General features: G+C 32.0%; 20 protein-coding genes. 4 read left to right on the top strand and 16 right to left on the bottom strand.

The window, feature by feature from the left end; translation table 11 throughout:
* Positions 1-149: 149 nt before the first annotated feature.
* On the top strand, positions 150-1,229 hold the full coding sequence (locus P163_RS04715) for an endonuclease/exonuclease/phosphatase family protein (protein ID WP_034888177.1): 1,080 nt from the start codon (positions 150-152) through the stop codon (positions 1,227-1,229).
* 10 nt (positions 1,230-1,239) lie between these two features.
* Here the strand turns inward: P163_RS04715 and P163_RS04710 are convergent, their stop codons facing one another.
* Genes P163_RS04710 through P163_RS04690 form a run of 5 tightly spaced genes read right to left on the bottom strand, consistent with a single transcriptional unit; the run spans position 1,240 to position 9,784 of the window.
* Positions 1,240-1,638: a response regulator gene (locus P163_RS04710; protein ID WP_034888175.1), complete on the bottom strand. Its 399-nt coding sequence runs from the start codon at positions 1,636-1,638 to the stop codon at positions 1,240-1,242.
* Complete coding sequence (locus tag P163_RS17775; RefSeq protein ID WP_051931137.1) at positions 1,638-3,386, bottom strand: PAS domain S-box protein; 1,749 nt, start codon at positions 3,384-3,386, stop codon at positions 1,638-1,640. The genes P163_RS04710 and P163_RS17775 overlap by 1 nt, the downstream gene beginning before the upstream one ends.
* An 8-nt stretch (positions 3,387-3,394) precedes the next feature.
* Positions 3,395-3,826 (bottom strand): response regulator, encoded by a 432-nt coding sequence (locus P163_RS04700; RefSeq protein WP_034888173.1) that lies wholly within the window; start codon positions 3,824-3,826, stop codon positions 3,395-3,397.
* 33 nt (positions 3,827-3,859) lie between these two features.
* Complete coding sequence (locus tag P163_RS17770; RefSeq protein WP_051931135.1) at positions 3,860-8,383, bottom strand: PAS domain S-box protein; 4,524 nt, start codon at positions 8,381-8,383, stop codon at positions 3,860-3,862.
* A 60-nt stretch (positions 8,384-8,443) separates the two neighbouring features.
* Entirely contained in the window at positions 8,444-9,784 is a 1,341-nt protein-coding gene (locus P163_RS04690; protein WP_034888171.1) for a capsule assembly Wzi family protein, read from the bottom strand.
* 86 nt (positions 9,785-9,870) lie between these two features.
* Between P163_RS04690 and P163_RS04685 the strand changes: the two genes are divergently transcribed.
* Complete coding sequence (locus P163_RS04685; RefSeq protein WP_034888169.1) at positions 9,871-10,614, top strand: tyrosine-protein phosphatase; 744 nt, start codon at positions 9,871-9,873, stop codon at positions 10,612-10,614.
* Between the two features lie 2 nt (positions 10,615-10,616).
* Here P163_RS04685 and P163_RS04680 read toward each other — a convergent pair whose 3' ends face one another.
* The 9 genes from P163_RS04680 to P163_RS04640 form a co-directional block, all read right to left on the bottom strand.
* Entirely contained in the window at positions 10,617-13,022 is a 2,406-nt protein-coding gene (locus tag P163_RS04680; RefSeq protein ID WP_034888167.1) for a GumC family protein, read from the bottom strand.
* Between the two features lie 6 nt (positions 13,023-13,028).
* Complete coding sequence (locus P163_RS04675; protein WP_034888165.1) at positions 13,029-13,793, bottom strand: polysaccharide biosynthesis/export family protein; 765 nt, start codon at positions 13,791-13,793, stop codon at positions 13,029-13,031.
* A gap of 85 nt (positions 13,794-13,878) precedes the next feature.
* The gene (locus P163_RS04670) at positions 13,879-15,849 is read right to left on the bottom strand and encodes a polysaccharide biosynthesis protein (RefSeq protein WP_034888164.1); all 1,971 of its coding nucleotides are present in this window, start codon (positions 15,847-15,849) and stop codon (positions 13,879-13,881) included.
* Positions 15,850-15,856: 7 nt separating this feature from the next.
* Positions 15,857-17,032 carry a DegT/DnrJ/EryC1/StrS family aminotransferase gene (locus P163_RS04665; protein WP_034888163.1) on the bottom strand — a complete coding sequence of 392 codons (1,176 nt, stop codon included), beginning with the start codon at positions 17,030-17,032 and terminating at the stop codon, positions 15,857-15,859.
* 4 nt (positions 17,033-17,036) lie between these two features.
* Entirely contained in the window at positions 17,037-17,636 is a 600-nt protein-coding gene (locus P163_RS04660) for an acetyltransferase (protein WP_034888162.1), read from the bottom strand.
* Between the two features lie 3 nt (positions 17,637-17,639).
* Complete coding sequence (locus P163_RS04655; protein ID WP_034888160.1) at positions 17,640-18,245, bottom strand: sugar transferase; 606 nt, start codon at positions 18,243-18,245, stop codon at positions 17,640-17,642.
* Between the two features lie 117 nt (positions 18,246-18,362).
* Positions 18,363-19,523 carry a glycosyltransferase family 4 protein gene (locus P163_RS04650; RefSeq protein WP_034888159.1) on the bottom strand — a complete coding sequence of 387 codons (1,161 nt, stop codon included), beginning with the start codon at positions 19,521-19,523 and terminating at the stop codon, positions 18,363-18,365.
* Between the two features lie 87 nt (positions 19,524-19,610).
* On the bottom strand, positions 19,611-20,843 hold the full coding sequence (locus P163_RS04645; RefSeq protein ID WP_051931133.1) for a hypothetical protein: 1,233 nt from the start codon (positions 20,841-20,843) through the stop codon (positions 19,611-19,613).
* 362 nt (positions 20,844-21,205) lie between these two features.
* On the bottom strand, positions 21,206-22,153 hold the full coding sequence (locus P163_RS04640; protein WP_034888157.1) for a hypothetical protein: 948 nt from the start codon (positions 22,151-22,153) through the stop codon (positions 21,206-21,208).
* 263 nt (positions 22,154-22,416) lie between these two features.
* Between P163_RS04640 and P163_RS04635 the strand changes: the two genes are divergently transcribed.
* Together P163_RS04635 and P163_RS04630 are read left to right on the top strand one after the other, a co-directional pair.
* Positions 22,417-23,079 (top strand): acetyltransferase, encoded by a 663-nt coding sequence (locus P163_RS04635; RefSeq protein ID WP_034888155.1) that lies wholly within the window; start codon positions 22,417-22,419, stop codon positions 23,077-23,079.
* Positions 23,079-24,035 (top strand): glycosyltransferase, encoded by a 957-nt coding sequence (locus P163_RS04630; protein WP_034888154.1) that lies wholly within the window; start codon positions 23,079-23,081, stop codon positions 24,033-24,035. Before P163_RS04635 ends, P163_RS04630 begins: the two co-directional genes overlap by 1 nt.
* A 2-nt stretch (positions 24,036-24,037) precedes the next feature.
* Here the strand turns inward: P163_RS04630 and P163_RS04625 are convergent, their stop codons facing one another.
* Entirely contained in the window at positions 24,038-25,174 is a 1,137-nt protein-coding gene (locus P163_RS04625) for a glycosyltransferase (RefSeq protein WP_034888153.1), read from the bottom strand.
* Positions 25,171-26,025, bottom strand: a complete 855-nt coding sequence (locus P163_RS17765; protein ID WP_051931131.1) for a glycosyltransferase family 2 protein — start codon at positions 26,023-26,025, stop codon at positions 25,171-25,173. The genes P163_RS04625 and P163_RS17765 overlap by 4 nt, the downstream gene beginning before the upstream one ends.
* Positions 26,026-26,052 lie beyond the last annotated feature (27 nt).

Below are 26,052 nucleotides of genomic sequence, written 5' to 3'. Positions count from 1 at the left end.
AATTGAAGTTAATTGACCTAGTAAAAGTCTATAGCGCTAATTTTTCAGAATAGGCATCTAGTAAAATACGATACTTATAAAAAAGCTCATTTTATTTAATAGAAAATTTATAAATCTATTATCATTAGAAAGTTTTTAAATTTGCATGCATGAATACCTTCCAATTAATTGTTACTATTTTCGGGATTATAATGTTAATTCCAACCATTGCATCACTTACAAAATTTGATCAGTGGTGGATAAGGGGGTTTGACTTCCCTCGTATACAAATAAGCTTTTTAATTTTACTTACCATTGCTTTCTCCATAGAAGTATATTCTTTCGACAGCTATTGGCAGATTGGGTTGGTGCTTCTTCTAGCATTGAGCTTTATCTATCAGGCTGTAAAAATTTATCCTTATACCCTATTTGCAAAAAAGCAGGTTCTGGAATTTCAGGGAAGCGATGATGATGCTATAATATCCATTCTTGTTAGCAACGTACTTACCACTAATAAAAGGTCTGATAAGCTAATAGATAGAGTAAATGAATACAAGCCAGACATTTTATTAACCTTAGAGACCGATGAAAGATGGGAGAATGAATTGGCTGTTATTGAAGAGGATTATCCATATACCGTTAAAATTCCCAAAGATAATTTATATGGAATGCATCTATATTCAAAATTGAAATTAGAAGATATAGATATCAAATACATTATTACTGAAGAGATTCCCTCTATTCACGGATACATAATTATGAATAATGGGGTGAAAATAAAATTACACTGCCTACACCCAAAACCTCCAAGCCCAACCGAGGATGATAATTCTACAAATAGAGACGCAGAATTGTTATTTGTAGGTAGAGATGTAAAAAAAGATCAAGAATCTGTATTGCTCATTGGAGATCTTAACGACGTTGCTTGGTCTAGAACCACTAAATTATTTAGAGAATTAAGCGGACTTTTAGATCCTAGAATTGGAAGAGGATTCTACAATACTTTTCATACAGGTTATGCACTCTTAAGATGGCCCTTAGACCATGTATTTCACACCTGCGATTTTACATTGGTAGAGATAGCAAGGTTAAAAAGCATAGGCTCAGATCATTTCCCAATGTTCATAAAACTTAATTTTGAACCTAGAGCAGAACTGTTGCAAGATGAGCCAGAAGAGCCAGACGAAGATGAAAAAAAATGGGCAGATGAGAAAATTGAAGATGGACACCCAAAGTATGATGATGTCTAAGATTTTAATCTTATTGAAAGAACTGGGCTAATTCTGGATCTGTTCTTAACTCATTGCATCGTTCTACTGTAATTGGTTTTTCAATAAATGAATAGACATTTTTATAGTCTATAGACTTTTTCTTATCGCAAGAATCTATAGAAGAGGTTACCATTATCACTTTAATATCTTCTGTATCTTCCAAATTTTGCAAGATCTCTAGAAATTCCCAACCGCTAATTTCTGGCATATTTATATCTAGAAAAATAAGGTATTCTCTTTCCTGAATAGTTGTATTTCTCAAATATTTAATGCCTTCTTGAGCATTTTTGAAAGCCAATGGTTCATGAGAAACCCCACATTTCTGAAGAATGCGTTGTTGCACAAAAACTACAATACTGTCATCGTCTATAATTAGGATCTTTGCCATTATACTTCTTGTTCAGTTTTCTCTGTGATCTTACGTATTATTTCATCTAGTTCTTTAGCTGAAGTTACAATATATTCCAAAAGTTTAGATTGCTCTCCTAAACCTCCTTGAACTTGTAACAGATCTATGATAGCCATAATTCTTGCTAACGGGGCTCTAACAACGTGAGACTGCGTCCAGGCTATTTCTTTTAAGCACGCATTCCTATCTTTAATGGTATTGATATATTCATATATTTCTGTCATATCCTGCATAGAACCTATCATTCTTTTAGGTTTTCCAGAATCATCTGTTACCAGATAACTTCTATCTAGAATATACTTATAACTTCCATCTGAACATTGAAATCTATACTCAACTTGTAAATTGGAAGCACCAGAGAGATACAATTCTTGAGTTTTTAACTTAACCTTATCTCTATCTTCCGGATGTACTTTTTCATCCCACCAATCTCCTTTAGTACCTACCTGCTCTTGGGTATAGCCAAACATCTTTTCCATACCCTCATTATATTCCATTTTATCTAATTGTACATCATAATCTGTAACAGTATCGCTCGTGGCTTTAGCTACAATATTATATCGAAGAAGACTTTCAATAAGCTTGTTCTCCTGCTCTACAAAATCTGTTATATCTCTTGAGTTTGCAACAATTCCACCTACGGAAGGATCATGAGTTAGATTTGTAAGAATGGTCTCAAGCCATCTCCATTCTTCAGACTTAGACCTTACCCTAAATGACTTTAACTGAATACGCTTAGTATGTTCTAATTTAAGAAAATCTTCCTTCACACTAGCCAGATCTTCCGGATGTATAAGATGAAAGAAATTACTATTTAATATAAGGTCGGGGTCAATTCCTAATATCATTTTTGATGATGGACTAACATACGTATAAGCCCCTTCAAAATTTAAGATCATTACTAGTTCTGATGCTTCTTGAACTAGTGCTTTATATCGCTGTTCACTCAAGATCAAAGCCTTTTCCGCCTGTACTCTTGCAGTAATATCTGTAGCTAATGTTACCCTCGCTTTTTTACCATCAAACTCTATAGGATTGCTTTTAATTTCAAGCTCAATAATTTCTCCGCTCTTAGTATAATGCTTTACACTAGTTTTAAGAAAAGTATGTATACAATTCTTCCATATCTTTTCAATTCTAACAGCCTCATCTTCCGCCCAAAGATCTTTAACCGTCATATTGAGAAATTCCTCCTGGGAGTATCCGTATAAATTAATAGCCGCAGAATTTACGCTAAGAAACTGTAAGCTATTCCTATCTAAAACCCACATTGGTAGCGGACTGGAATCAAATAAGTTTTTATACTTTTTCTCAGATTCGCCCAGCTGTATTGTAGTAATATTACGCTCTATGCTATAGTAAATACTTTTTGATAATTGCGCTGCATTAAGATCATCCTTTAAAAGGTAATCTGAAATTCCTAAATTTAAGGTCTTTACTCCAAAATCTTTATCTGCAAAGCCCGTAAGTACAATTACCGGTATTTTAGGCGCCAATGCTACTACAGAAATTACAAGATCTTCATTGTTATCTGCATCTGGTAAGGAAAGATCTAATAGTACTACATCAAATTTATGCTTATGAATAAGAAGTTCCTTGGCTTCAGAGAATCGTGCTGCTCGGGTTAAACTAATATTTAAATGCTCCTCGTTGAGATAATCTTCGATGAGAATATAATCACCTAAGTGATCTTCAATTACAAGTATATTGAGTTTAGTATTTTTCAAATCTAAGCCTATTTACTACTAGGAAGTTTAACCACAGAGATCCAAAATTGCTCTATAGAAGAAATCACTTTTAAAAAGTCTTCTGCCTCAACAGGCTTCGTAATATAACAATTTACCTGATTTTTATAGGATGCCATAATATCTTCTGAAGAAGATGATGTACTAAGCATAATAACCGGTAAATGTTTTAACTGCTCCTTGGACTTTATTTTTTCTAAAACCTCGTGCCCATGTAACTTAGGAAGATTTACATCTAAAAGTATGAGATCTGGGGTAGCTGCATCAACATATCTGCCTTTATTCTCTAGATACAAAATAGCTTCGTATCCATCTTTGACTACATCAACTTTATTGGCAATTTTGCCTTCAGTTAGTGCCTCGGTAGTTAATAATATATCTCCTTCATTGTCTTCTACCAATAAGATATTTATGGGACTCATAGGGGTTAAGTTTCGTTGGGGTATGTAAATATACTAAAATTGTTTCTTGATAGTAAAATGAAAAATACTTCCTTTTTCTAAGGCAGATTCAAGCCAAATAGTTCCGCCGTGATTTTCAATTATCTTCTTACTTATAGCTAATCCAATCCCTGTTCCTGAATAACTCTCTTTTGAATGCAGCCTTTGAAAGATAATAAATATTTTACGAGAAAACTGAGGATCTATACCAATACCATTATCAGATATAATAAATTCCCACTTATCTCCCAGATCCTTAACATTTATAAGAATTTCAGGATAGCTATTCCCATTTTGATATTTTAATCCGTTGCTTATTAAATTGGATAGTACACTTAGTAGCGGAGTCTTAGCTGCTTTGATAGTGGGCAAATGATCGTATTTAATAATCGCTTTTTTTTCAGCTATCGTATTTTGATGCAATATTACAACCTCATCAACAAGAATGTTAAGATCTATCTCCTCCATTTGGTAAGATAATCTTCCAACCCTTGAATACTCTAGAAGATCTAAAATAATTTGACGCATTCTCACTGCCCCATCGTTAGCGAAATAGATGTATTTTTGAGCTTTCTCATCTAATTGATCATCATATTTCTTTTTAAGCTGCCCTAAGAAACTTGTAACCATTCTTAGTGGTTCTTGTAGATCATGAGATGCGATATAAGCAAATTGTTCTAATTCCTGATTGGAAACTTTGAGATCATAAGCTCTTTTACTCAATTTAAGATTGAGCTCTTCCAAATCTCTTTCATTTTGTTTGAGTTTTGTAACATCCTGAAGAGAACCTATCATTCTAACTGGTTTCTTCTCCTTATCTCTAATAATGAAACCTCGTTCCAAGACATAAGTTATTTTGTCTTTTGTATCAATTAATCTATATTCTATTTGCCAGGTGGAATCTTTCGAGTCGAGTACTTTTTGTAAGGCACTAAGAACTCGATTTTTATCTTCCTTAAATAAATGAGATTCCCAGTCTAATAGAGATTCATTTTCAGATTTCTTTTCATATCCAAAAACAGCATAATAAGCATCACTCCAAATTAAGATGTTGCTTTCAATATCCCAATCATAAACGGCCTCTTGCGTAGCACGAGATACCAGATCATAGCGTTCTTTCGCTATTCTAATCTGTTCATCCACCTTTTTTCTATCGGTTATATCTTTGAAATAAACTGAAAATGCTTCATTACTAGGATAGATATTCACTTCAAACCATTGATCTCTTACCTCAAGATATTCTTCATAAGATATCTTTCTACCAATTTTGATGACATCTTCTAATTTATCAAAAAATTTAAGGCTTTCATTTCGAGCGGCAAATTCTTTAATATTTTTATCAAGAATTACGTGTTTAGGTAAATTAAGTAATTCTTCTGCTTCTCTATTCCAATAGGTTACTTTAAGATCCTTATCCAAGGAGAAAAATCCGTCGGTAATACTTTCTAAAATGTTATTGATCTGATAGTTGTATTTTTTCAAAGTAGCTTCGTACTGTCTCCTTTCGCTAATATCAGTATGCAAAGCAAATAGCGCTACCAGCTCCTTATTCTCATTAAAAACAGGACCTGCATTCAAATGGAAAAATAACTTTTTATTATTTCCGCTTAGAAATTGAATATCTCCATTCCAATATTTACCAGCATTTAATTGGGTAAATACTTCATTAACAAGCTCCGGATCTCCATACATTTCTTTCACCGCCTGTAAATTGTTAACTCTTGAAGCATTCTTACCAAGTATGCTTTTCAAGGCCTTATTAATAAAAACCTCTTCCGTATAGAAATCTATAAGGCCAACTCCTATCTTAGAACTTTCAACTATATTCTTATATTTTAAAAGTTCTAGGTTGGCAGATTTTATTGGGGTAATATCTATACCAAATAGATATAAAATACCTTTTTCTTCGATAATATTTGAGGGAGTCCAGCTAATCCATTTCCAGGTTCCATCTTTAGCTAAACATCTATTTTGGAAAGATTCTGAAGATTTACCATTGGCTACCTTTTCCAACCTAAGTAAAGCGTCATCAGCTTCAGATGGATGTAAGAATTTTTTAAAGGGTGTATTTAATAACTCTTCCCTTTCAAACCCAAAAACTTTTCTAAATGCTGGATTTATCTCCTTTAAATATCCATCGGTACCAATAATAGCAATTAGGTTTGGAGAATAATTAAACATGTTATTTAACTGCCCTTCCGTAGATTTACGATGTAAACTGGAAGAAATTTGATAGACTATTCTTGAAATTCGATCAGATAAATTATCATCCCATAGTTTTTTTTCCGAGGAATAAAAACTAAGAACTGCAATAGTCTCTCCTTCTACCTTTACGGGAACACCCACGGCCAAATTCTGCTTGGAGGTTTCATTTCCTTCATTTAGGCTTACATGTACCTCTTCCTCTTTCCAGGTTATTCCAGGCAAACCTTCTCCATATTCTAAGACTTTAGAACTCACTTTAATATCCGGCAGATCATCTGCATTAGACATACTAATCAACCTTATATTCTTCTTGGCGAAACCAACTTCCCAGGCTTCCGCACTTTCGAATTTAAAATACTGCTTAATTTTTACTATGGTGGCAATTAGTCCAGATTTATAATCTTCAGATCTGTTTAAGATTTCTATTAGGTCTTGAACAAGCTGTTGTTCTTGCTGAAAATTATAAGTATCTGTAATATTTCTACCTATTCCTACTAAACCTATGATCTTATCCTTACTCTTAAAAGGCACCTTACTTAGAGAAATTACTTCCTTTTCTCCCGTGCGACTATTTATAACATCTTCCCTATTAATTACCGGAATTCCAGAATCTATTACCCTCTGGTTATCTAACATAATTTCTTTTGCTTCCTCCTCAGGAAAATAATCCTTAGGTTGAAGTTTAAGAGTATCCTTTTCAGAATATTTCCCTAAATATTCTGAATAGAATTTTGTATTGGTTAAGATGGTTTCGTGATTTCTATTTATCACAAAAATATAATCTGGAATATTATCAATAATTGCACGAAGCATGTTTCTATCTTCAATTATCTTCTGCTCTGCTGCTTTAATTTGGGTAGCATCTTTTGCTACACAATACATTATTTGATCTTTAGCACTCCATTTCACAGACCAAATTACAGGAACTATTTTTCCTTCCTTATGTATATATCTATTAGAAAAATTTGTGATAATAACACCTTGAATGCTTTGATACCACGCTTTCTGAGTTTTTGGTATATCTCTAGGATAAATAACTTTGGAATAATTTAGACCAACTAGCTCTTCTGGCTCATATCCCCAAATTTCCTTACTTGCAGCACTTACTTCTAGAAAATCTCCATCCTTGCTAACAGTACAAATAATATCTTGAGATTGATCTAAAATATTCTTGAATCGTTTTTCACTTTGAGCGATCTTAATCTTACTCTCCTCTAGCACGGTGATATCTTTAGCAATTCCAAAAACACCCGTTATCTCATCATTAAAAATTACAGGAAAATTAGTGATGTTAATTCGCATTCTGTTGCCTTTATGACTAATAAAATCGACATCATAATTTTCTACGCTTCCTTTTAAAGCTTCATTGAAATGTTTCCAAACCTTTACCAATTCATCCTCAGGAAACATCTTATTGTAATCATGCTCTAAAACTTCCTCTAGATTTGCTTCAATTAAATCGAGTCCGCTTTGATTAACACTTACAAATTTCCCATCCAAATCAAAAGAATATACTGCATCTGGATAATTATTAAATAATGACTCAAAAATTTGAGTCGCTTTCTGCAATTTTATTTCATTCTCTTTTCTCTCTGTAATATCGATTAGCACAGTACTGGTTAATAGTTCATTTTTATCATTTTCAAATAAGGTTGAATACACTTCTACTAAAAATTCTGTACCGTCTTTTTTATAAGCTTTAAGCTCTCCACTGGCAAAACCATTTTTGGATCCATCTTTTAATAGATTATCAATGCGAGGATGCCTTGTTTCAAACAAGATCTCTCTGGGCACTTCTAAGAGTTCAGCTTTAGAATAGCCAAACATATCTCGTGCAGCTTTATTAGAATCTAAGACGATTCCGGTGGGTTTGGTTAATAGAATGCCAATTGAAGCATTTTCTAAGATTTTTCTTAACTTATCTTCTGCTTTGCTAACACTATTTAGCTTATTCTGAGATAATAAAACATCTACAGCATCTACTCTACCTACCTCATTAAATACGGGGCATAACTGCATAAAAACAGCGCTCTCAAAATGTTGATTTTGGAAGGTGTAGAATGAGACCTGACCAGTAATTACCTCTTTAAATTTTCTCCAGAACAATTTTAATTCTTCAGTAGAGACAATATTTAGGATGGAAGAATCAGCTAACAGTTCTGTAGAAAATTCTTTATCTAAAAGCTTAGCTGCTGCCTCATTAAGGTATTTTACTCTTCCTTGAATATCTACTCTCAAGATAGCGTTTTCGACAACCTTAACCTCGGCGTCTTCATCATGGATAGCTTTTAGAATAGTATTTCGATTTTCAACCTCAGCATTGTTTAGCAACATAGATTAAAGAATTAAATTGGGGAAATTAACGCTTTAAGATACAAAAATTGAAAGCTCTCTCTAAAAGAAACTTTTTGATATCTGTATTCCAGCTCCAAAGTTAGGAGCAGATATAGAACTGAAATCTGATCCTAGCGTAACATTTACGTCTATAATATCCTTCCAAACACCAATATTTAGATAGGTTGATAACACAGAGGAATCTAATGTATTATCACCCTTTGCTCCATAATTCAATCTATAACTTGATAAAAGCTTATAAGAATATTTGTCTAAAGCGATACCGCCAATACCAAAGTGGTGAACCAAGATAGTATTATTAGCAATTCTAAATCTTTCATTATCCAGAGTTATAAATGGAACACCGAGAACTCTATGCTCATATGTCCAACCAGATCTATAGAGATTATTATTGAAATAATTATCTCTACCATCTGTAGTTGGGCTATTACTACTTTGATTTTTAGTGTAAAATAACTCGTATATAAAGGATTCTACCCATTTGCCTTTTTCCTGATCTTCTATAAAAATTCCATACCTACCATCTGGAGTATTTGCTAAAACACGTCCAGATCCATCATCAAAAAGATGATTATATAATAATTGAATATCATAGTGAGATACTATCGTATTTAAGTAGATCTCATAACTTCCCATTTGATTTCCTAAGGCATTAACCTCTTGACCTCCTACGCTATCATCACCTTCCATTCCTGTAAATACATCTATGTAATCGTTAAAACTACTAGGTAAATCTCCAAAAGTTGGAGAGGTTCCTCCCCATTCTACAAAATGTTGAAGTCCTATCTTTAAACTGAATTTCTCATATTTATCGAAAACAAGATGAAAACTTTTATGATGAATTCTGGTATCCTTTACATATCTATCTTCATCATCAGTTATGAATTCTTCAATAGAAGCATCAAACCCTAAACCTGCAGTTCTCGATAAATAGATAGTTCTATTGGTTCTAAGACCAAAGCCCAGTAATGGTCTTGCATTAAGAGACCATAAAATGTTTTCATTTGTAGCGCTAAGACCATTATAAAGTTCATCTTTTTGCTTTCTTCCAACAATTGCATCTAGCCAACTATTTTTAAATTTAAGATAAGATTCATCCAATTGCAGCTTATCTGTATAACCATCTTGATATAAAAATCCTACCCCAGCGATTAAACTTGCTTTATCTGATAACTGATAACTTGCATCCCCATTTATAAAAGTTGATATATTTGTTTTTTCATCTATACGCCCTCTTTGGTTGCTGTGTAACCAAAATGGTGATTCTTCATCAGAATATATCAATCCTTGAATAGAAGCTTTTCCATTAAACTCTATATTTTGCGCCAAGGAAGATGAGAAAATGAATAATAGTATCGGGATGAGTAATTTTAATTTCATTCAGAAGAATTAATTTAAAAGCTACGTTTAACATTAGCCATATATGAGTTAAAAATATGTAATTTTATGCTATAAAAACATTTTTAATGCTTTCGATTTTTAAGAAAAAAGAATATTTAAAAGATCATTTAGATGGTATTACAGATATTCATAATCATATTTTACCTGGAATAGATGACGGTGCATCTACTATAGAGGAGTCTTTAATTTTAATTAAGAAATTAAAAAGTTTAGGGGTGAGAAATTTTATTGCTACTCCTCATATTATGAACGACTATTATCCAAACACACCAGAAACTATAGGTAAAGCCCTCTCTACAGTTAAAGAAGGGATGTTAACTGATAGCAGTTTAAAGGAGAATACCATAACTGCAGCTGCTGAATATATGATGGATCACAGCTTTCTTGAAATTCTACGGAAAGAACAATTATTAACGCTCAAAGGTAAATACGTGCTTGTGGAGATGTCTTATTTTCAAGCCCCTATTAACTTAAACGAAATACTTTTTCAACTTCAAACTAGAGGATATAAACCAGTTTTGGCACACCCAGAGAGATATGCCTATTATCATGCATCAGATCTGAGAAAATATGAAGATCTAATAAGTAGAGGTTGCCTATTTCAACTTAACACCCTTTCCCTTACTTCTCATTATGGTAAAAATATGGAAAAAACTGCGTTAAAATTGTTGGAAGCCGGTATGTATAATTTTATTGGCAGCGATACACATCGCATTCAACACCTTGAGAAGTTAGAAAATATTCAACTAAATAAAAAAACCCTTAACATTGTTAAGAGTTTAATTAATAATACAAAGGATATTTTTTAAACCTAGGATTTTCCAGATTTTCTTCCAAATAATCTTCTCAACTTAGATTCTTTATCCGCTCCGTAACCGTAGCCATAGCCGTAGGAATATCCATACTTAGCTCCGTAAGAGAATTTCGAATAATCCACATCATTTAATACGATTGCTAAACCTTTAAGTTTACCTTGTTGTTTAAGATCTTTAGGGAAATCTAATAATTTTTTATCTGTATATCCTGCTCTAGTAACGTAGATAGTTGTGTCTGCCAGCGGGCTAATTAACAATGTATCTGTTACAATCATAGTTGGGGCTGTATCTACAATTACAAAATCATATTTGCTACTTAGATATTCCAATAGATCCTTCATTCTATTGCTCATAAAAAGTTCAGCAGGATTCGGTGGTATTGCTCCCGATAAAATTAAATCTACCTTAATATCTTGATCACTAGACGGAGAAACTATATCCGCTGGATTAATATCGTAATCATATAAGTAATCTGATAGCCCTCTTGTTTCCATGGGCAGGTCCAGATATCTATGAAGCTTTGGATTTCGGATATCTGCCCCTATGATAACTACCTTTTTCTTGGTACTTGCCAAGGTTCTTGCTAAGTTATAAGATATAAAGGTTTTACCTTCCCCTTTTATTGTAGAAGTAACGTAAATAATTTCTCCTCTGTTATCATTTCTAGCTTTTAAAAGATATGCAAGATTGGTTCTAAGTATTCGAAAAGATTCTGCTAAGGGAGACCTATCATTTAATTGAATGGTTTCATTCTTAGACTCATTTACTCGTGGAACCTCTCCTATAAAAGGAATATTCTTAATTAAAGATGCCAGATCACCTTTATGATGAACCTTAGTATCCAACATAAAAGTAATAAACAAAATAACTAATGGAAGAATTAAACCGATAGCAAAACCGGCTACTAAAATCAACCACGGCTTAGGATCTACAGGTGTTGGGTAGGTGTAAGCTGGATCAATCACTTTAGCTACCGGAGATGTAACGGCAAATGCTATAGCAGCTTCCTCTCTTCGTTGAAGAAGAAATAAATATAGCTGTTCCTTAATTTGTTGCTGTCTTTCTATTCCACGCATTCCTTTTTCCATTCCAGGGAAAGAGCTAAACTTATTTTGAGCAATAGCATCTTTTTGGTTAAGCCCCCTTAATTGAAGATTGAGCGTGCTTAGGGTATTTCGTATATTTTTCTTTAAATTATCTTTAAGAGAATCTAATTGTTCTGAAATTGCTGCAACTACAGGATTTTGAGGAGTAGATGTTCTTAGAAGAGCATTTCTTTCTAATATCAAAGAATTATAAGAAGAAATTACACCCGAAATTCCGGCATCCGAAATTCCTAAATTTGAAGGCAAAAGATTATACCCATTATCTTCATTAATTAACTCTTGAACAGCATTAATTACTAATTTTTGGGTCTCTAATTCAAAAATTTGCGATTCTGCTTCAGAAGATTTCGTAATAAATTTTTCTGCCCCACTACTAACATCCATGAAGCTATTATCTCGCTTGAAATCAGCTATACCACCTTCAACAGAGTCTAATTCGGAAGTTATTAATTCCAACCTATTTTGAATAAATTGAGTGGTACTTAAGGCAACCTGACTTTTGTCTGCTACTCCGTCAACATTAAATTGATACATCAGATTATTTAAAAAATCTTCAGACCTTTTACTTTCTTCCTGGGTTAACGATAATAAAAGAATCTCATTAGCTTTTCCTTTCGGACCTATTTCCAATTTCTGTATGTATTCTGTAGTTACATCTTCCAAAGGCCTTAGTAAGATCTTAACGGTTTTATTTCTAGAAAGCTCATGCTTTACCAATCTAGCATTTGGGAGAATGGTAAATTTGAGAGAATTCACATCTACAATTTGACCGTATTCGTACGAAATCTTAGAATCATCAGATTCATTTAGAATAGAAAATTCATCTTTTGATAAAGGAGTCACTGTTAGAGATAAACTTGAATTATTAACTACAGAATCTGAAGATATGAATTTAATAAGCACTGGGCTATCATCATAAGCTTCGGTAGTAATTACGTTACCCTCAATAAAATAAGATATATTTTGTCCTAACTCACTTATAACTTTTTTAACGAGTCTTTTTGATTTTAAAGTAACAATTTGATTATCTAATGAATTATCTTCCAATGATAAAATAGAACCTCCACCTGAAGGCAGAGCTCCAGCTATATTTTTGCTATCACTGTCGCTCAGAACCATTAGTGATGCTTCTGTTCTATATTCTGGAATCGTATATCTATTATAAAGATAAGCAATACTGCCACCTATTAAGAAACCCAAAAATAACCATTTCCAATAGGCAAGATATTTAAAGATCTCAGCTTTAATGTCAAAATTCGATTCTTTTTCCTCTGTAAAATCTTGTAAATCCTCCATTTATATTTATCTGGTAATAAGGACCACTATACCAAAGATAGTAGTTGCTAATGAGATTAATCCTGTATAAGATGTAATAAAGCCTGCAGACTTAACTTGTCTATAAGTAGGTTCTACATATACAATATCATTCTGTTTCAAATAATAGTAGGGATTTTTAAAGACATCTGCGCTAGTCATATCAACTTCTCCCACAGATTTTATACCAGCAACATCTCTTATAATCATAATATTATGACGCTTACCTGTGTAATTTACTCCTCCAACAGTAGCTAATAATTCTGGGACACTTATTCTTTCATTTTCTACATCTACCACAGTTTCTGCTCCTGCTTCACCTAATACCACTACTCGAAAATTTAGCAATCTTACGGCAATAACGGCATCCGTTACATAATCATGTATTTTATCTGTTAAAAATGCTTCTAATTCACTTCTAGTTTTTCCTGCAACCTCCACTTTTCCGAGCACGGGAAATTGAATATTTCCATCAATATCCACTAAATAACCCATTAGAGATGGATTTTGTTGACCTCCACCTCCTCCTGAAGACTGTCCTCCAGATTGCATTTGAAAAGGTAAAACTACTTCCTCATTCAAAGAAGTTACTTTGATGTGCAGAATATCGTTAACTTCAAAAGTAGGTTCAAATTCCATAGCAGTTTTCATATTCTCCAACTTCTCAGCATTTTGAAAATACAGAATCTCCTTTTTAGTAGAACAACTAGCGATTGTAACTAATAAAAAAAGTAAAAGAAATTTATTTCTCATATAAAAGTTTAAGGGTACAAATATAATCGGTTATTAATAACATGAAATCAATATAAAAAAAATTAAGACGAATTCTTTAAAAAAATTAATGCTCACTAGCCTTTCGATCTAGGCTTTGATACGAAGAATTCTTGCTTATAAATTCAGGAATAAGTTCTTTTAGTTTTGCTACAACTTTATCATTCTTTAAGTTATTAGCAGACTTGATAATCTTATTTATCTTTTCATTAATAAACTCATAATCCTGGACTTTGTCTACTCCAATCATTATCTTTTTATGATGAGTTGGAAGTGTCTTACATTCATCATTTAAAAGTTCTTCATAAAGTTTCTCACCTGGTCGTAAACCAGTTATTTTTATTTTGATATGTTTATCTGGAGTATAACCAGCGAGTTTGATCATTTTGATAGCTAAATCCATGATCTTTACAGGCTCACCCATATCAAAAACAAAGATTTCACCACCATTACCCATAGTTCCAGCTTCCAAAACTAATTGACAAGCTTCTGGAATGGTCATAAAGTATCTTATGATATCTGGATGTGTAATTGTAATTGGACCACCCTTCTCTATTTGCTTTTTAAATAGTGGAACCACAGAACCATTAGAGCCTAATACATTACCAAATCTTGTAGTAATGAATTTAGTGGTGTCTGGATCTAAACTGTTCTGACTATGAAATAACGATTGCACATACATTTCTGCAGCTCTTTTTGAAGCTCCCATAACGTTACTAGGGTTGACGGCCTTATCTGTAGATACCATCACAAAATGTCCTACTTTATATTTGACTGATAGGTCTGCTAAATTCTTCGTACCATTAATATTTACAAAAATTGCTTCATGAGGATTCCCCTCCATAAGAGGAACATGCTTATATGCTGCTGCATGATAAACAACATCAATATTCTGATTTTGAAACATCAACTCTAATCGTTTCTGATTACCAACATCACAAATTATACATTTGTAATCTAAATCCGGAAACTTAGATTCTACCTCTAATTGAACATTGTGTAAGGGAGTTTCAGCCTGATCCAATATTAATAATCTCTTTGGATTATATTGCGCAACCTGTCTAACAATCTCACTTCCAATAGAGCCTGCTCCTCCAGTAACCAATATAGTCTTTCCGGTAAGCTGAGCTTGTTTATTCTCTTTATCAAGTGTAATTGGTTCTCTATCTAAAAGATCTTCAATTTGAAGTGTTTTTACGGTTTGAGCTATAGGCTTATCTTGATCATCCCAAGAGGATACTATAGGTGCGTTAAAAACTTTAATGTCATGTTCTAAGCAATCTTCAACTATGGCAAACTTTTCTTCTGAAGTGAATTTATTTTCAGAAAGTATAACGGCAGAAGCACCGAGGTTTGAAATTTGCTGATGAATGGTACTCGTATATTTTACCACGGGCTTATCTAATATTCTGATACTCCTGTTATGTTTCTCTTTTGTTAAAAACCCTGTTATTTTGAATCTTCTAGGATGCTCAATATCCAATGCTCCAGCAATTGAAATGGCATTCTCATCCACCCCAAGAATTACAGCATCAATTAACTCTGCACTTTTCTGAGCAATCTTAAAGTACTCATAAACTTGTTTAATAGTTAATCGAAAAAGAAATAAAAGTGAAAAAGAGATCCAAAGATTTATAAGCAAACCTCCTATTAAAAAAATCTTAGCACCAATTATAAAGTAAGTGATATAATTTATAAAGATCAACGTTATAAAAGCTGAAGAAGTTGCTAACAATAATTTTATAGCATCAATATTCGAAGAATACCTAATGATACCCGCATAAGTTTTAAATACGAAGAAAAAGAAAATATTGATGAGCACAATTATCATGGCTTTTAATGGAAAGTCCAATAAAGTATAATAATTAGGTGTTAAATCTATTATGATAAGAATAGTTAGTAAGGTAGAAACCGAAACTAAAAATATATCTATAAGAAATACAACCCACCTGGGTAGATATTTTATATTTCTAATATCAAGCGATGTATCTTCACCAGATAAACTAAACTTAAGTGCATTCTTAATTCTATTCGCCATTTTTTAATTATCTATTAAAGCTTTCTCTTATAGCGCTTGAAATACGATCTCTGTCCTCATCAGATAAATTGGATCCCGATGGTAAACATAACCCAATATCAAAAAGTTTTTCTGAAACTCCATTACCATAAAAAGGTGCATCAGCAAAAACCGGCTGCATATGCATTGGTTTCCATAATGGCCTACTTTCTATATTTTCTTTTTCCAGACTTAATCTTAGATCTTCTCTACTAATTCCTCCTGTTAGCTTCTCATCTACTAAAATCACCGAAAGCCAATGATTTGAAAATATATCTGTATTATTTTCTTTAAAAACAGTAACACCATCAATATCAGAAAAAATATCTTGATAAAATTGATTCATTTTTCTGCGCAATGCAACGTGTTCATCTAAAATTTGCATTTGTCCTCTGCCTATTCCTGCAGAAATATTGCTCAATCTATAATTATAACCAATTTCGCTATGTTGATAATGTGGCGCATCATCTCTTGCTTGTGTAGCTAAAAATACTGCTTTTTTCTTAAACTCCTCATTACGAGTAACTAATGCTCCACCTCCAGAGGTAGTGATTATTTTATTACCATTAAATGATAAAACTCCAAGATCACCAAAAGTTCCACACTTTTGACCATCATAAGTACTTCCTAATGCTTCTGCGCTGTCTTCAATAACAGGTATATTATATTTCTTCGAGATTGCTTGTATTTCTTTAACCTTGTAAGGCATACCATAAAGATGTACCGCAATAATTGCCTTGGGTGTATTGCCTTTTCCAATTCTATCTAAAATGGCTTTCTCTAAATGCACAGGACAAATATTATAAGTATCCATTTCACTATCCACAAAAATAGGCTTCGCTCCTAAATAAGCTATAGGATTTGCAGAAGCTGCAAAGGTCATACTCTGACAAATAACTTCATCTCCAGGTTTTACACCCACCAAAATTAAAGCAAGATGTAGTGCAGCCGTCCCAGAACTTAAAGCTGCCACTCCACCGGTTTTAGTAGCTCCAAAATTAGATTCTTCAACGGTAGTAAATAAATAGTCATTAAGATCCTGCTCAAATCCATTCACGTTTGGTCCTAATGGAGCAATCCAATTATTTTCAAAAGCATCATTAATGAAATTCTGCTCGTTTCCACCCATGTGTGGAGATGATAACCAAATCTTATTCTTTTCCATAAACTTATTTCGTATACTTTATAATTTTACCGGGATTACCTACTACTACTGCAAAATCTGGTATGTCATTAATAATAACCGCTCCAGCACCAATCTTAACCCAAGACCCAATCTTAACCCCAGGTATTACCACTGCTCCAATTCCAATATGTGTTCCTTCCCCAATCTCTACATTACCAGCTAACGCAGAATTAGGTGATACGTGAACATAATCTGATAGAATGCAATCATGCTCTACCACTGCTCCTGTATTAATAATACAATGAGAACCTATTTTAACATCTGCATTAATACTGGAATTTGCCATCACAACAGTACCATTACTAATCTCTGCCGATTCTGATACTTCCGAAGAAGCATGTAACAGTGCCTCACTGATGTTACCTTTAAAACTCGCAGCTACTCTTTTTCGAATTGAATTATCACCGATTGCCAAAACTGTTCCACAATTCAATATTTCTGGTGTTAACTCATGAGAAACATCAAATCCATAAACTTTGATTACAGCTTTATTATCATCATAAACAGTAGTAATTTTTCCATTTATAGATTTTATAATATCTATAATTACTTTCCCATGACCACTTGCTCCGTAAATATTCATAATTTAATTTGAGCCATTAAAAGGTTCTGTAGTGGCCATATTTTCGGCATTAATTCCTTCAGAGACCACTACTTTCTGGATGGTTTTAAAAATAATCTTCACGTCTAATGCAAAAGATAGATTTTCAACATACCAGTAATCATATTCAAATTTCTGATTCCAACTAATAGCGTTTCTACCGTTTACTTGAGCCCATCCCGTAATTCCAGGTTTAACTAAATGCCTTTTATTTTGCCTTTCACTATATATTGGTAAATATTGTGGTAATAATGGACGTGGTCCTATTAAGCTCATATCTCCCTTAATAACATTTAATAATTGAGGTATTTCATCAATAGAAGTTTTACGAACAAATTTTCCTATTCCCGTCAAACGATCGGCATCAGGAAGAAGATTCCCCTGATCATCCTTGGCATCAGACATTGTTTTAAACTTAACGATCTTGAAGATATTTTTATTTTTGCCCGGTCTCAATTGAAAAAAAAATGGGCTTCCACTATTTGCCAAAGCTAAGGCTATGGCAACAAAGATCAATAACGGACTTAAAACTAATAATGCCGCAAAAGCTAACACAAAATCTATTAAAGGCTTGAAAATCTTTTGATACATATTACAATTTAGTACATTTCTCTATCTATACGTAGAATAAAATGCAATGGTTTAATCCAGTTTTAAATAGTTGCAAAAGTATGAAACCTTATCTTAATAAAAACTTAATCTAGTGTATTACCTAATGTAAACGTTTTCCAAACCTTCGTACTCCTTCAAAAGCAGTTTCCAAAAAACCTTTCTTTCATATTTCGACGTTATTTCGCTCCTCGATGATTTGCTTAAATTTACAGAAAGAGCTTTATCGTCAATAAATCTTTTCATTGATTCTTTAAGGGCTGCTTTATTTTTAGCTGGTATAATTAATCCATTTATTCCTTCTTTTATAATTTCATTACATCCATTGATATCAGATACAATGGAAGGAATTCCCATTGCTCCTGCTTGCATCACTACATTTGGAAAACCTTCCCTGTAACTTGGAAATGTTAGAATATCGGATACAGCGAAATAAGGGCGCACATCTTGTTGATAGCCAACAGCAACAATACTTGGATGTGTTTTTATAAGTTCTAAGGTTTGTGCAGATAATGGATCTAAATCCTGCTCAAATGGGCCAACAAGCATTAAAGTTATAGCAGAATTATTTAAATATAATTCTGTAAATGCTTCTACCAGTTCATTGATTCCTTTCTCGGAAACCAATCTCCCTATAAAGATAAAGACTAAATTATTTTCAGGAATTTGCAGTTCTTTCTTTTGATTATTTTGAAATTCTTCTGAATAATTTTCGGGATTAAAATATTGTGTATCTATACCGTTAGAACTGCCTTCTCCCAATACTTTCAACTTATCTTCCTTTGCAAAATTAGCCTCTAATATGATTTTCTTTAAACCATACGAATTGGGAAAAACCTTGGTAGCTAAGCTATAGGTGAAAGTTTCTACAGCATTCAAAATTTTTCTTTTCATACCCGTAGTTTCCATAAGCGGTAAACCCGCTACGGTATGCAATCTTATAGGAACTCCTGCCAATTTAGCCGCCAACATCCCTACAATTCCTGCCTTTGGGGTGTGAGTATGAACAATTTCCGGTTTTTCTTTCTTAAAATACTTATATAATTTATATACTGCCTTTAAATCTTGAACTGGAGTAATAGCTCTTGTCATTTCTACCCAGTGAGTATTTACATGATTATCTACACCATATTTATCAAGTCTAGGCTTCTCCGCAGAAATAGCCGTAACTTCATAATGATCATTCATAAATGTTAACTGTCCTTCTAAAAGCTTTTCAAGAGAAAGTGGTATAGTGGTAATTCGAACTAATTTGTGCAAAATATATATTTTCTGTAAAAATATTATAATTAACTCAGATAAAATTAATCGATAGATATTTATAAAGTAAAATTTCTGACAGAAGTTTTAGGCTGCCTTAGGAAACGATTCGTACACTTTTAGTGTACCTAATTTTACTTTCTCTGAAATGGCCTTTTCATGAGCCAAGAAATAATAAATTACAAAAAATAGAAAGTACATTATCATAGACTTTTGTCTGATGATTATCCCCAGATTAGACATAACAAACGTCATTGCAAAAGAAGTTAATAAGAAAAGCACTAAACTCATCTTCACATTAGAGGGTGCGGTTCTTATAAATTGAACGAAGTTCCTTTTAAAAATCTTTAAGAAAAGTAAGAGATAAATAAGATTCTCAAAAGACACAATGACCCCTAAAATACCTGGAGCATCCAAAAATAGAGGACGGAACCAAAATGTAAACATTTTCTCCGGAAATGAATACCCAGCCATATTCACTCCAGAAGAGCTTTCGCTTAAATCGTTGGCACGATTAGATGTGAACTTCAGAAAATCTGCAACCAGATTTTGTGAATTTTCTAAATTAACGACACCTAAGATCTTGTCTTTAGCTAAGCTTAGCGCTAATATTAATATGCTACAGATGATAGATTTGATTTTCCAATTCAATTTTTGCTTTCCACTCAAAAATCCGACTATAACCCCTACAGCAATCAATAGAAATATATGTGGTCTAATATAGAAAATAAAGAGAGAACTAATAACAACTCCCATATACCTGTCTTTAGGTTTGGAAATGGAATATGAAAATATCATTAGAAATAGAAAGATTAATGCGCCTTTTCCTAAGGAGGCTGTCCAAAAATGCATATTAGGTAAAAATAGGATCAATGATAAAAAATCAATTTTCTTAAATACTTTTACATCTAAAGAAATATTTTCTTTAAAAAATAAATAGGCGAAGACAAAGCCCATAAATCCGATCCAGGTATATAAAAGCATCATCATTTCATAACTAAATCCTAAGTAATTAATGAAAGGATAATTTATAAAATTGATAAAAGTTGTTTCAGTACCAAAGAAACCAGACCATGATCTACCAACCCTTTGTGGCCAAGAAAAATATTTATGGGAATCAGACGGATTAAATGATGCATATAAATAATAAATAACTCCAAAAAAGATATGATAGAAAAATAATTTATTCATTAATGGAATTGAAAAGAATTCATGTTTTCTTTCAAATTGCTTAAATAAATATTGAGTAAGAAGATATAGAAATGGAATAAGAAATATTACATCCACCAAATCATAAAGCTTAGATATTTCGAATTTCATAGTAATTTTTTATTTTACTATGAAATGCAAATTTTCAACCATTCAAGAGTTAACATCACAACCTATGTTGTACAATTGGCGGATTACTCTACGAATCAACCTATTATTGATAATTAGCGTGCCAAAATAATTTTAGTCCTAATAATAGTAAGACCACTAATTAAGTTTAAAATTCAGAGTTTCTACACAAAACTGTGGAAATTTTACATAAGTGTATTAAAATGTTACAAGAGAACTAAATCGCAATATTAACAGCTAATTGCTACAATTAGAACTATAAATAAATTCTTCGATTTAGTGATAAGAAAAGAGCAGTTGAATATAATCCCCCTGCTCCTTAAAAGATATAAGTTGATTAATTTTCAATCTTCAATCACCTTTATCGTTAACTGAACAGAATCTGAACAATCACCTTCTATAATAGTATAAGTAGTTGTAAACTCTCCAATTGGGTTATTTTGAAAATTGCGAATAAGTTCCCATATTGATGGATCAAATGTCCCTTGTCTAGAAATACCTTGAGCTAATAGAGTTAAATATAATTTTCTAACTTCATCCCAGCTTTCAATATTAGCTGCAACAGATCTTGTTAGTGTAATTGAATTATCTGGGCCAGCGGTTACTCCATTACAAATTGGGTCTGAATCCTTATCCTTAATAACCTTTACCGTAAGGATTACGCTATCTGTACATTCACCTTCACCAATGGTATAGACCGTTGAAAAATCCTGAAGAGGTTGACTTTGAAAAGCGGTAATAATACTTTTAATTGAAGGATTAAATGTACCTGCTCTACTAACTCCTGTCGCTAATAAACCTAGATAAAGTTTTCTTACTTCATCCCAACTTTCAATGTTAGTTGCTACATTTTGTTCAATTTCAATTAAATTGTCTGGACCTGCATCAACCGGTTCACATGGAGGTGTATTTATTGGATCTTCTATAACTTGAATGGTTAATAGAACAGTATCCAAGCATTCACCTTCATCCAAAGAATATTCAGTAGTAAAAAAGGCCAAATTTTCCTCATTAAATTGATGTATTATTTCCCAAATAGAAGGATTAAAAGTTCCTTTAGTACTTACTCCAGCGGGTAGTAAATTCACATATATTTTCCGAACCTCATCCCAACTTTCTTGATTACTAGCTTCTGAACGGGTAAGGATCGTAGATTTGTCTGGCCCCGCACATCCTATAATTTCAGTTGTAACATCTAATTGTTTAGTAATTTGTAATTCATCTTCAATTGGATCAACTGAACATGAAACTTGAATTAAAACAATAAACAAAATAAGTAATATCTTCTTCATAATCATCTGTTTTTAAGTTCATTACATTAAATTACCACTTAAGAACACATGAAAATTATAAATTCGACAGGCGGACTTTATAATCGACTAAAGACATAATTACCGTAAAATTTAAGTAATCATATGAAGGAAATACCGTATGTTTCATTTATAGAAATGCTTATAGATTAAATTTTATTTAGATATGGTTTTATTAATTGATAATATAAAACCAATTCTGGTAAAAGCTATATATTTGAAAGAAGGAAGATTATTTTAATTATATGATAAAGAAGAAATTAATTATTTATGGAATAGGAAAATTTGCAGAATATGTAAATTATGTTTTTGAAAATGATAGTGAATATGAGGTTATCGCATTTTGCATTGAAGAAAAATTCTTAGAGTTTAATTCTTTTAATAATAAACCCATAGTAAAATTTGAATCAATTGATAGTACTTACCCTCCAGATGTTCACTCTTTATTTATTGCAGTTGGGAACAACGATATTAGAAAAAGAATCTTTGACCAATCAGTATTAAAAGGATATGCTTTAGCTAATTATATTTCCTCGAAAAGTAAATTTTGGTCTAATTTAATTGTGGGAGACAATGTTTTTATAGATGAAGGATGTGTTTTACAACCTTTCATTGTAATAGAAGACAATTCAATACTTTTCACTTCAAGTTTAGGACACCACACCACAGTAGGAAAAAATAGCCTGCTAAGCGGAAGTAAAACTGGTGGAAATGTCACTATAGGCGAATTTAGTTATATCGGATTGAATGCTTCTATAAAACAAAACGTTAAAATTGGTAATTATACGATTGTTGGAATGAACTGCGCTATTGAAAATGATACAGATGCATTCTCTGTATATTCTAACAAAGGAACAATTAAAAGAAAGCTAAATTCTTCACAATTAGGAAATAGATTTTTGAAATAATGAATTTTAAAGAATTTAAAATGCTATTTCAAAAAATTGAGGTTGAGCATTACGCAAATAATGTCCCTGAAAATGTTGTAGTTAGTGTTCTTGTACAAACCTTTAATCATGGATCATATATTTCAGAATGTCTTGATTCGATTTTGATGCAAAAAACTAATTTTAATTATGAAATACTTATTGGGGAAGATAATTCTAATGACTTGACAAGGGAAATATGTATAGATTATGCAAAAAGATTTCCCGAAAAAATTAAACTATTTCTACATCATCCGAAAAATAAAATTTTTATTTTGGATGGTCCAACTGGAAATTTTAATGCTTTTTATAATTTATTCTCTGCCAACGGAGCTTTTATTGCATTTTGTGAAGGAGATGATAAGTGGACCGATCCAAATAAACTTCAAGATTCTGTGGATTTTTTAAACTTACATAAAGATTATTCCTTTGCATATCATTCCTTTGAAACTATCGACGCAATAAATCTTCCTAAATCTAGCGAAGAAGAGAAGAACCAACCTCTAGTTGACATAAATTCAATTAAATTAAAGAGATGCGCATATCATCCTTTATTGCTTACAACATGTTTTAGAAATCATTTTCAGGACATACCTGCGGAAATAGTCAATGTCATAAATATTGACTCATTTATGATAAGTTTACTAGGTAATTATGGGAATGCAAAATTTTTAAAAAAAATAAAACCTTCACAATATAGAAAACATGATGGGGGAATATGGTCTCTACAATTGAGAGAAAAACAAATTAGATCTAAAATTTTAACCTATAAAAACATCAGCAACTATTATAATAATAAAGAAAAATTAATTGCAGATTATTTTAAGGAGCGGACCACCAATTCATATAAAACCTTAATATACCATCAATTAAAAGAAGGATCTTTATTACAAATAACAACTACGATATGGAATATATTAAAATTAAAATTTAATTGAATCTAAGAAATATTTGCCGCTATTTTATTGTAAAAATTATCATATTGAGTGCTTACTATTTTAATATCAAAATTCTTTTTAGCAAAATTATAAGCATTAGTAGTAATTGAAGTCCAGTTATCCATATTTAATGCCTTATCCATACGCATAGCCATCTGTTGAATATTTCCAGGCTGAAAGCTCAACATCGCATTTTTTGGAAAGCATTCCATATTTTCAGGAATATCTGAGATTATACATGGTGTTTTGGACATTATAGCTTCAATCAGCGCACCAGATAAGCCTTCAAAATAAGAAGGAAATACGAAATAATTAGCTAATTGCAGCAGTAAATGAACATCGTTGCGATAGCCTAAAAGAAATACTTTATCCTTCAGCTCTAATCTTTCTATACAATTTTGAAGCTCCTTCAACAAAACTCCTTCTCCAATTAATAGTAAAATTACATTAGAGTTATTATCACTAAATTTTTTAAACGCCTTAACTAAATCTAATTGGCCTTTACCTATACTCAGCCTTGCAACATTAAGGAAAACGGTTTTGTCAATGGCAATATTCAATTCTCTCCTTGTTTTAGAAATTAATCGATCGCTAGTTTTTTTCTCTTCAAAACTCCTACCCCTATATATAACCGTTACCTTATTGCTAGGAATTCCTAAGGCTTTTACATTACTCTTCTTAATTGCTTCGGAGTTACTAATAAAATAATCAACATTTACTGCTGATATTCTATCTCTAAATTGAGTTGATCTTAATTTTAATTTAGAAATAAATGATAATTGCTTAAATCTATTAGCGTTATAAGAATTACTAACAAAACTCCCTACGAATATAATTGAAGGAAAAAGCCTTTTTAATTTTCGAGCAAATTGATCTGCTCTGAATAACGTAGAATGTATAATCTGTGGGTTTTCTAATCTTACAATATTTATTATTTTTTCTAAACCATTAGATGCATCATTTTCTAGTTTTAGCGAATAGATCTTAATAGATTTTTTATCATGTAAGTTTCCTATACCATTACCCTCGAAAAGTTGAATAAAAACAGGAGTCGCACAATTCAAATTTTGAGCTATCTGCAAAATACTTTTCTCTGCACCATAACCGCTTAGTGTATCTATGATATATAGAACTTTCATATTGAAATTTTCAAATAAATTATCTTTAATAATGCTTTAATTTTATAAGGATATGTCTGCCAAGATTTAAAATACAGCATATAAGCAAATTTATTTTTATTAATATTTTCAAGATTATAGCCGATCATATAAAGCAGTTGCGAATGTTGTTTAGGATGAAAAGAATAAGCTATTTTGTGTTTTTTAATTAGATGAAAATATGAGAGTAATTTATTAAGGGGATTGTCACTTGTGCGTAGACTTGTTTCCACAATATAACCAGATAAGGGTTTATTTATTAAATAAATATTTAAAGCTTCTGAATTGCTCCATCTTAAGCCTAATTCATAATTTTCACCAAAAAACATTTCTTCATCATACCCACCAATTTCAAAAAAGACACTCTTTCTATATGCTATACTTCCGGCTAAAAAATGTACTTTCAAGTTTTTGTACATTGAGTCTAAGCGTGTTGGTTTCCAAATGTTTTTCTTACCATTCAACGTCTTCAGGACGTACCAGCAAACAAGATCATATTCTGTAAGATTTAAACTATGAATTTCAAAAATTAAATCAGGAAAGATATAATCATCAGAATCCAGAAATATCAAAAAGTCGCCATTAGCTTGTAAAGCTCCGTAATTTCGGGCAGTTGAAACTCCTTTATTTTTCTGATAATAATAGCTGACTTTTGGATTACGAATATAGCTCTCAATAACTTCTCTAGTATTATCTGTGGAACCGTCGTCAACTATAATTAATTCCCAAAATGACAAGGATTGATTTAGCACACTTTCAATTGCTCTTCTTAAAGTATTTGAGCGATTAAACGTTGGGATAATAATAGAAATTAAGTGTGTATCTAAATTCATAAATTAAATATACACAATTGTAATTTT

The organism is Gillisia sp. Hel_I_29, from assembly GCF_000744275.1.
GTDB lineage: Bacteria > Bacteroidota > Bacteroidia > Flavobacteriales > Flavobacteriaceae > Gillisia.
This window is presented reverse-complemented; position numbering and strand designations above follow the sequence as displayed.

What these genes read in the sequence shown, in the direction of transcription:
- P163_RS04715 (WP_034888177.1), top strand. Translation starts at nt 150, where the DNA reads ATGAATACCTTCCAATTAATTGTTACTATTTTCGGGATTATAATGTTA.
- P163_RS04710 (WP_034888175.1), bottom strand. Translation starts at nt 1,638, where the DNA reads ATGGCAAAGATCCTAATTATAGACGATGACAGTATTGTAGTTTTTGTG.
- P163_RS04700 (WP_034888173.1), bottom strand. Translation starts at nt 3,826, where the DNA reads ATGAGTCCCATAAATATCTTATTGGTAGAAGACAATGAAGGAGATATA.
- P163_RS17770 (WP_051931135.1), bottom strand. Translation starts at nt 8,383, where the DNA reads ATGTTGCTAAACAATGCTGAGGTTGAAAATCGAAATACTATTCTAAAA.
- P163_RS04690 (WP_034888171.1), bottom strand. Translation starts at nt 9,784, where the DNA reads ATGAAATTAAAATTACTCATCCCGATACTATTATTCATTTTCTCATCT.
- P163_RS04685 (WP_034888169.1), top strand. Translation starts at nt 9,871, where the DNA reads ATGCTTTCGATTTTTAAGAAAAAAGAATATTTAAAAGATCATTTAGAT.
- P163_RS04680 (WP_034888167.1), bottom strand. Translation starts at nt 13,022, where the DNA reads ATGGAGGATTTACAAGATTTTACAGAGGAAAAAGAATCGAATTTTGAC.
- P163_RS04675 (WP_034888165.1), bottom strand. Translation starts at nt 13,793, where the DNA reads ATGAGAAATAAATTTCTTTTACTTTTTTTATTAGTTACAATCGCTAGT.
- P163_RS04670 (WP_034888164.1), bottom strand. Translation starts at nt 15,849, where the DNA reads ATGGCGAATAGAATTAAGAATGCACTTAAGTTTAGTTTATCTGGTGAA.
- P163_RS04665 (WP_034888163.1), bottom strand. Translation starts at nt 17,032, where the DNA reads ATGGAAAAGAATAAGATTTGGTTATCATCTCCACACATGGGTGGAAAC.
- P163_RS04660 (WP_034888162.1), bottom strand. Translation starts at nt 17,636, where the DNA reads ATGAATATTTACGGAGCAAGTGGTCATGGGAAAGTAATTATAGATATT.
- P163_RS04655 (WP_034888160.1), bottom strand. Translation starts at nt 18,245, where the DNA reads ATGTATCAAAAGATTTTCAAGCCTTTAATAGATTTTGTGTTAGCTTTT.
- P163_RS04645 (WP_051931133.1), bottom strand. Translation starts at nt 20,843, where the DNA reads ATGAAATTCGAAATATCTAAGCTTTATGATTTGGTGGATGTAATATTT.
- P163_RS04640 (WP_034888157.1), bottom strand. Translation starts at nt 22,153, where the DNA reads ATGAAGAAGATATTACTTATTTTGTTTATTGTTTTAATTCAAGTTTCA.
- P163_RS04635 (WP_034888155.1), top strand. Translation starts at nt 22,417, where the DNA reads ATGATAAAGAAGAAATTAATTATTTATGGAATAGGAAAATTTGCAGAA.
- P163_RS04630 (WP_034888154.1), top strand. Translation starts at nt 23,079, where the DNA reads ATGAATTTTAAAGAATTTAAAATGCTATTTCAAAAAATTGAGGTTGAG.
- P163_RS04625 (WP_034888153.1), bottom strand. Translation starts at nt 25,174, where the DNA reads ATGAAAGTTCTATATATCATAGATACACTAAGCGGTTATGGTGCAGAG.
- P163_RS17765 (WP_051931131.1), bottom strand. Translation starts at nt 26,025, where the DNA reads ATGAATTTAGATACACACTTAATTTCTATTATTATCCCAACGTTTAAT.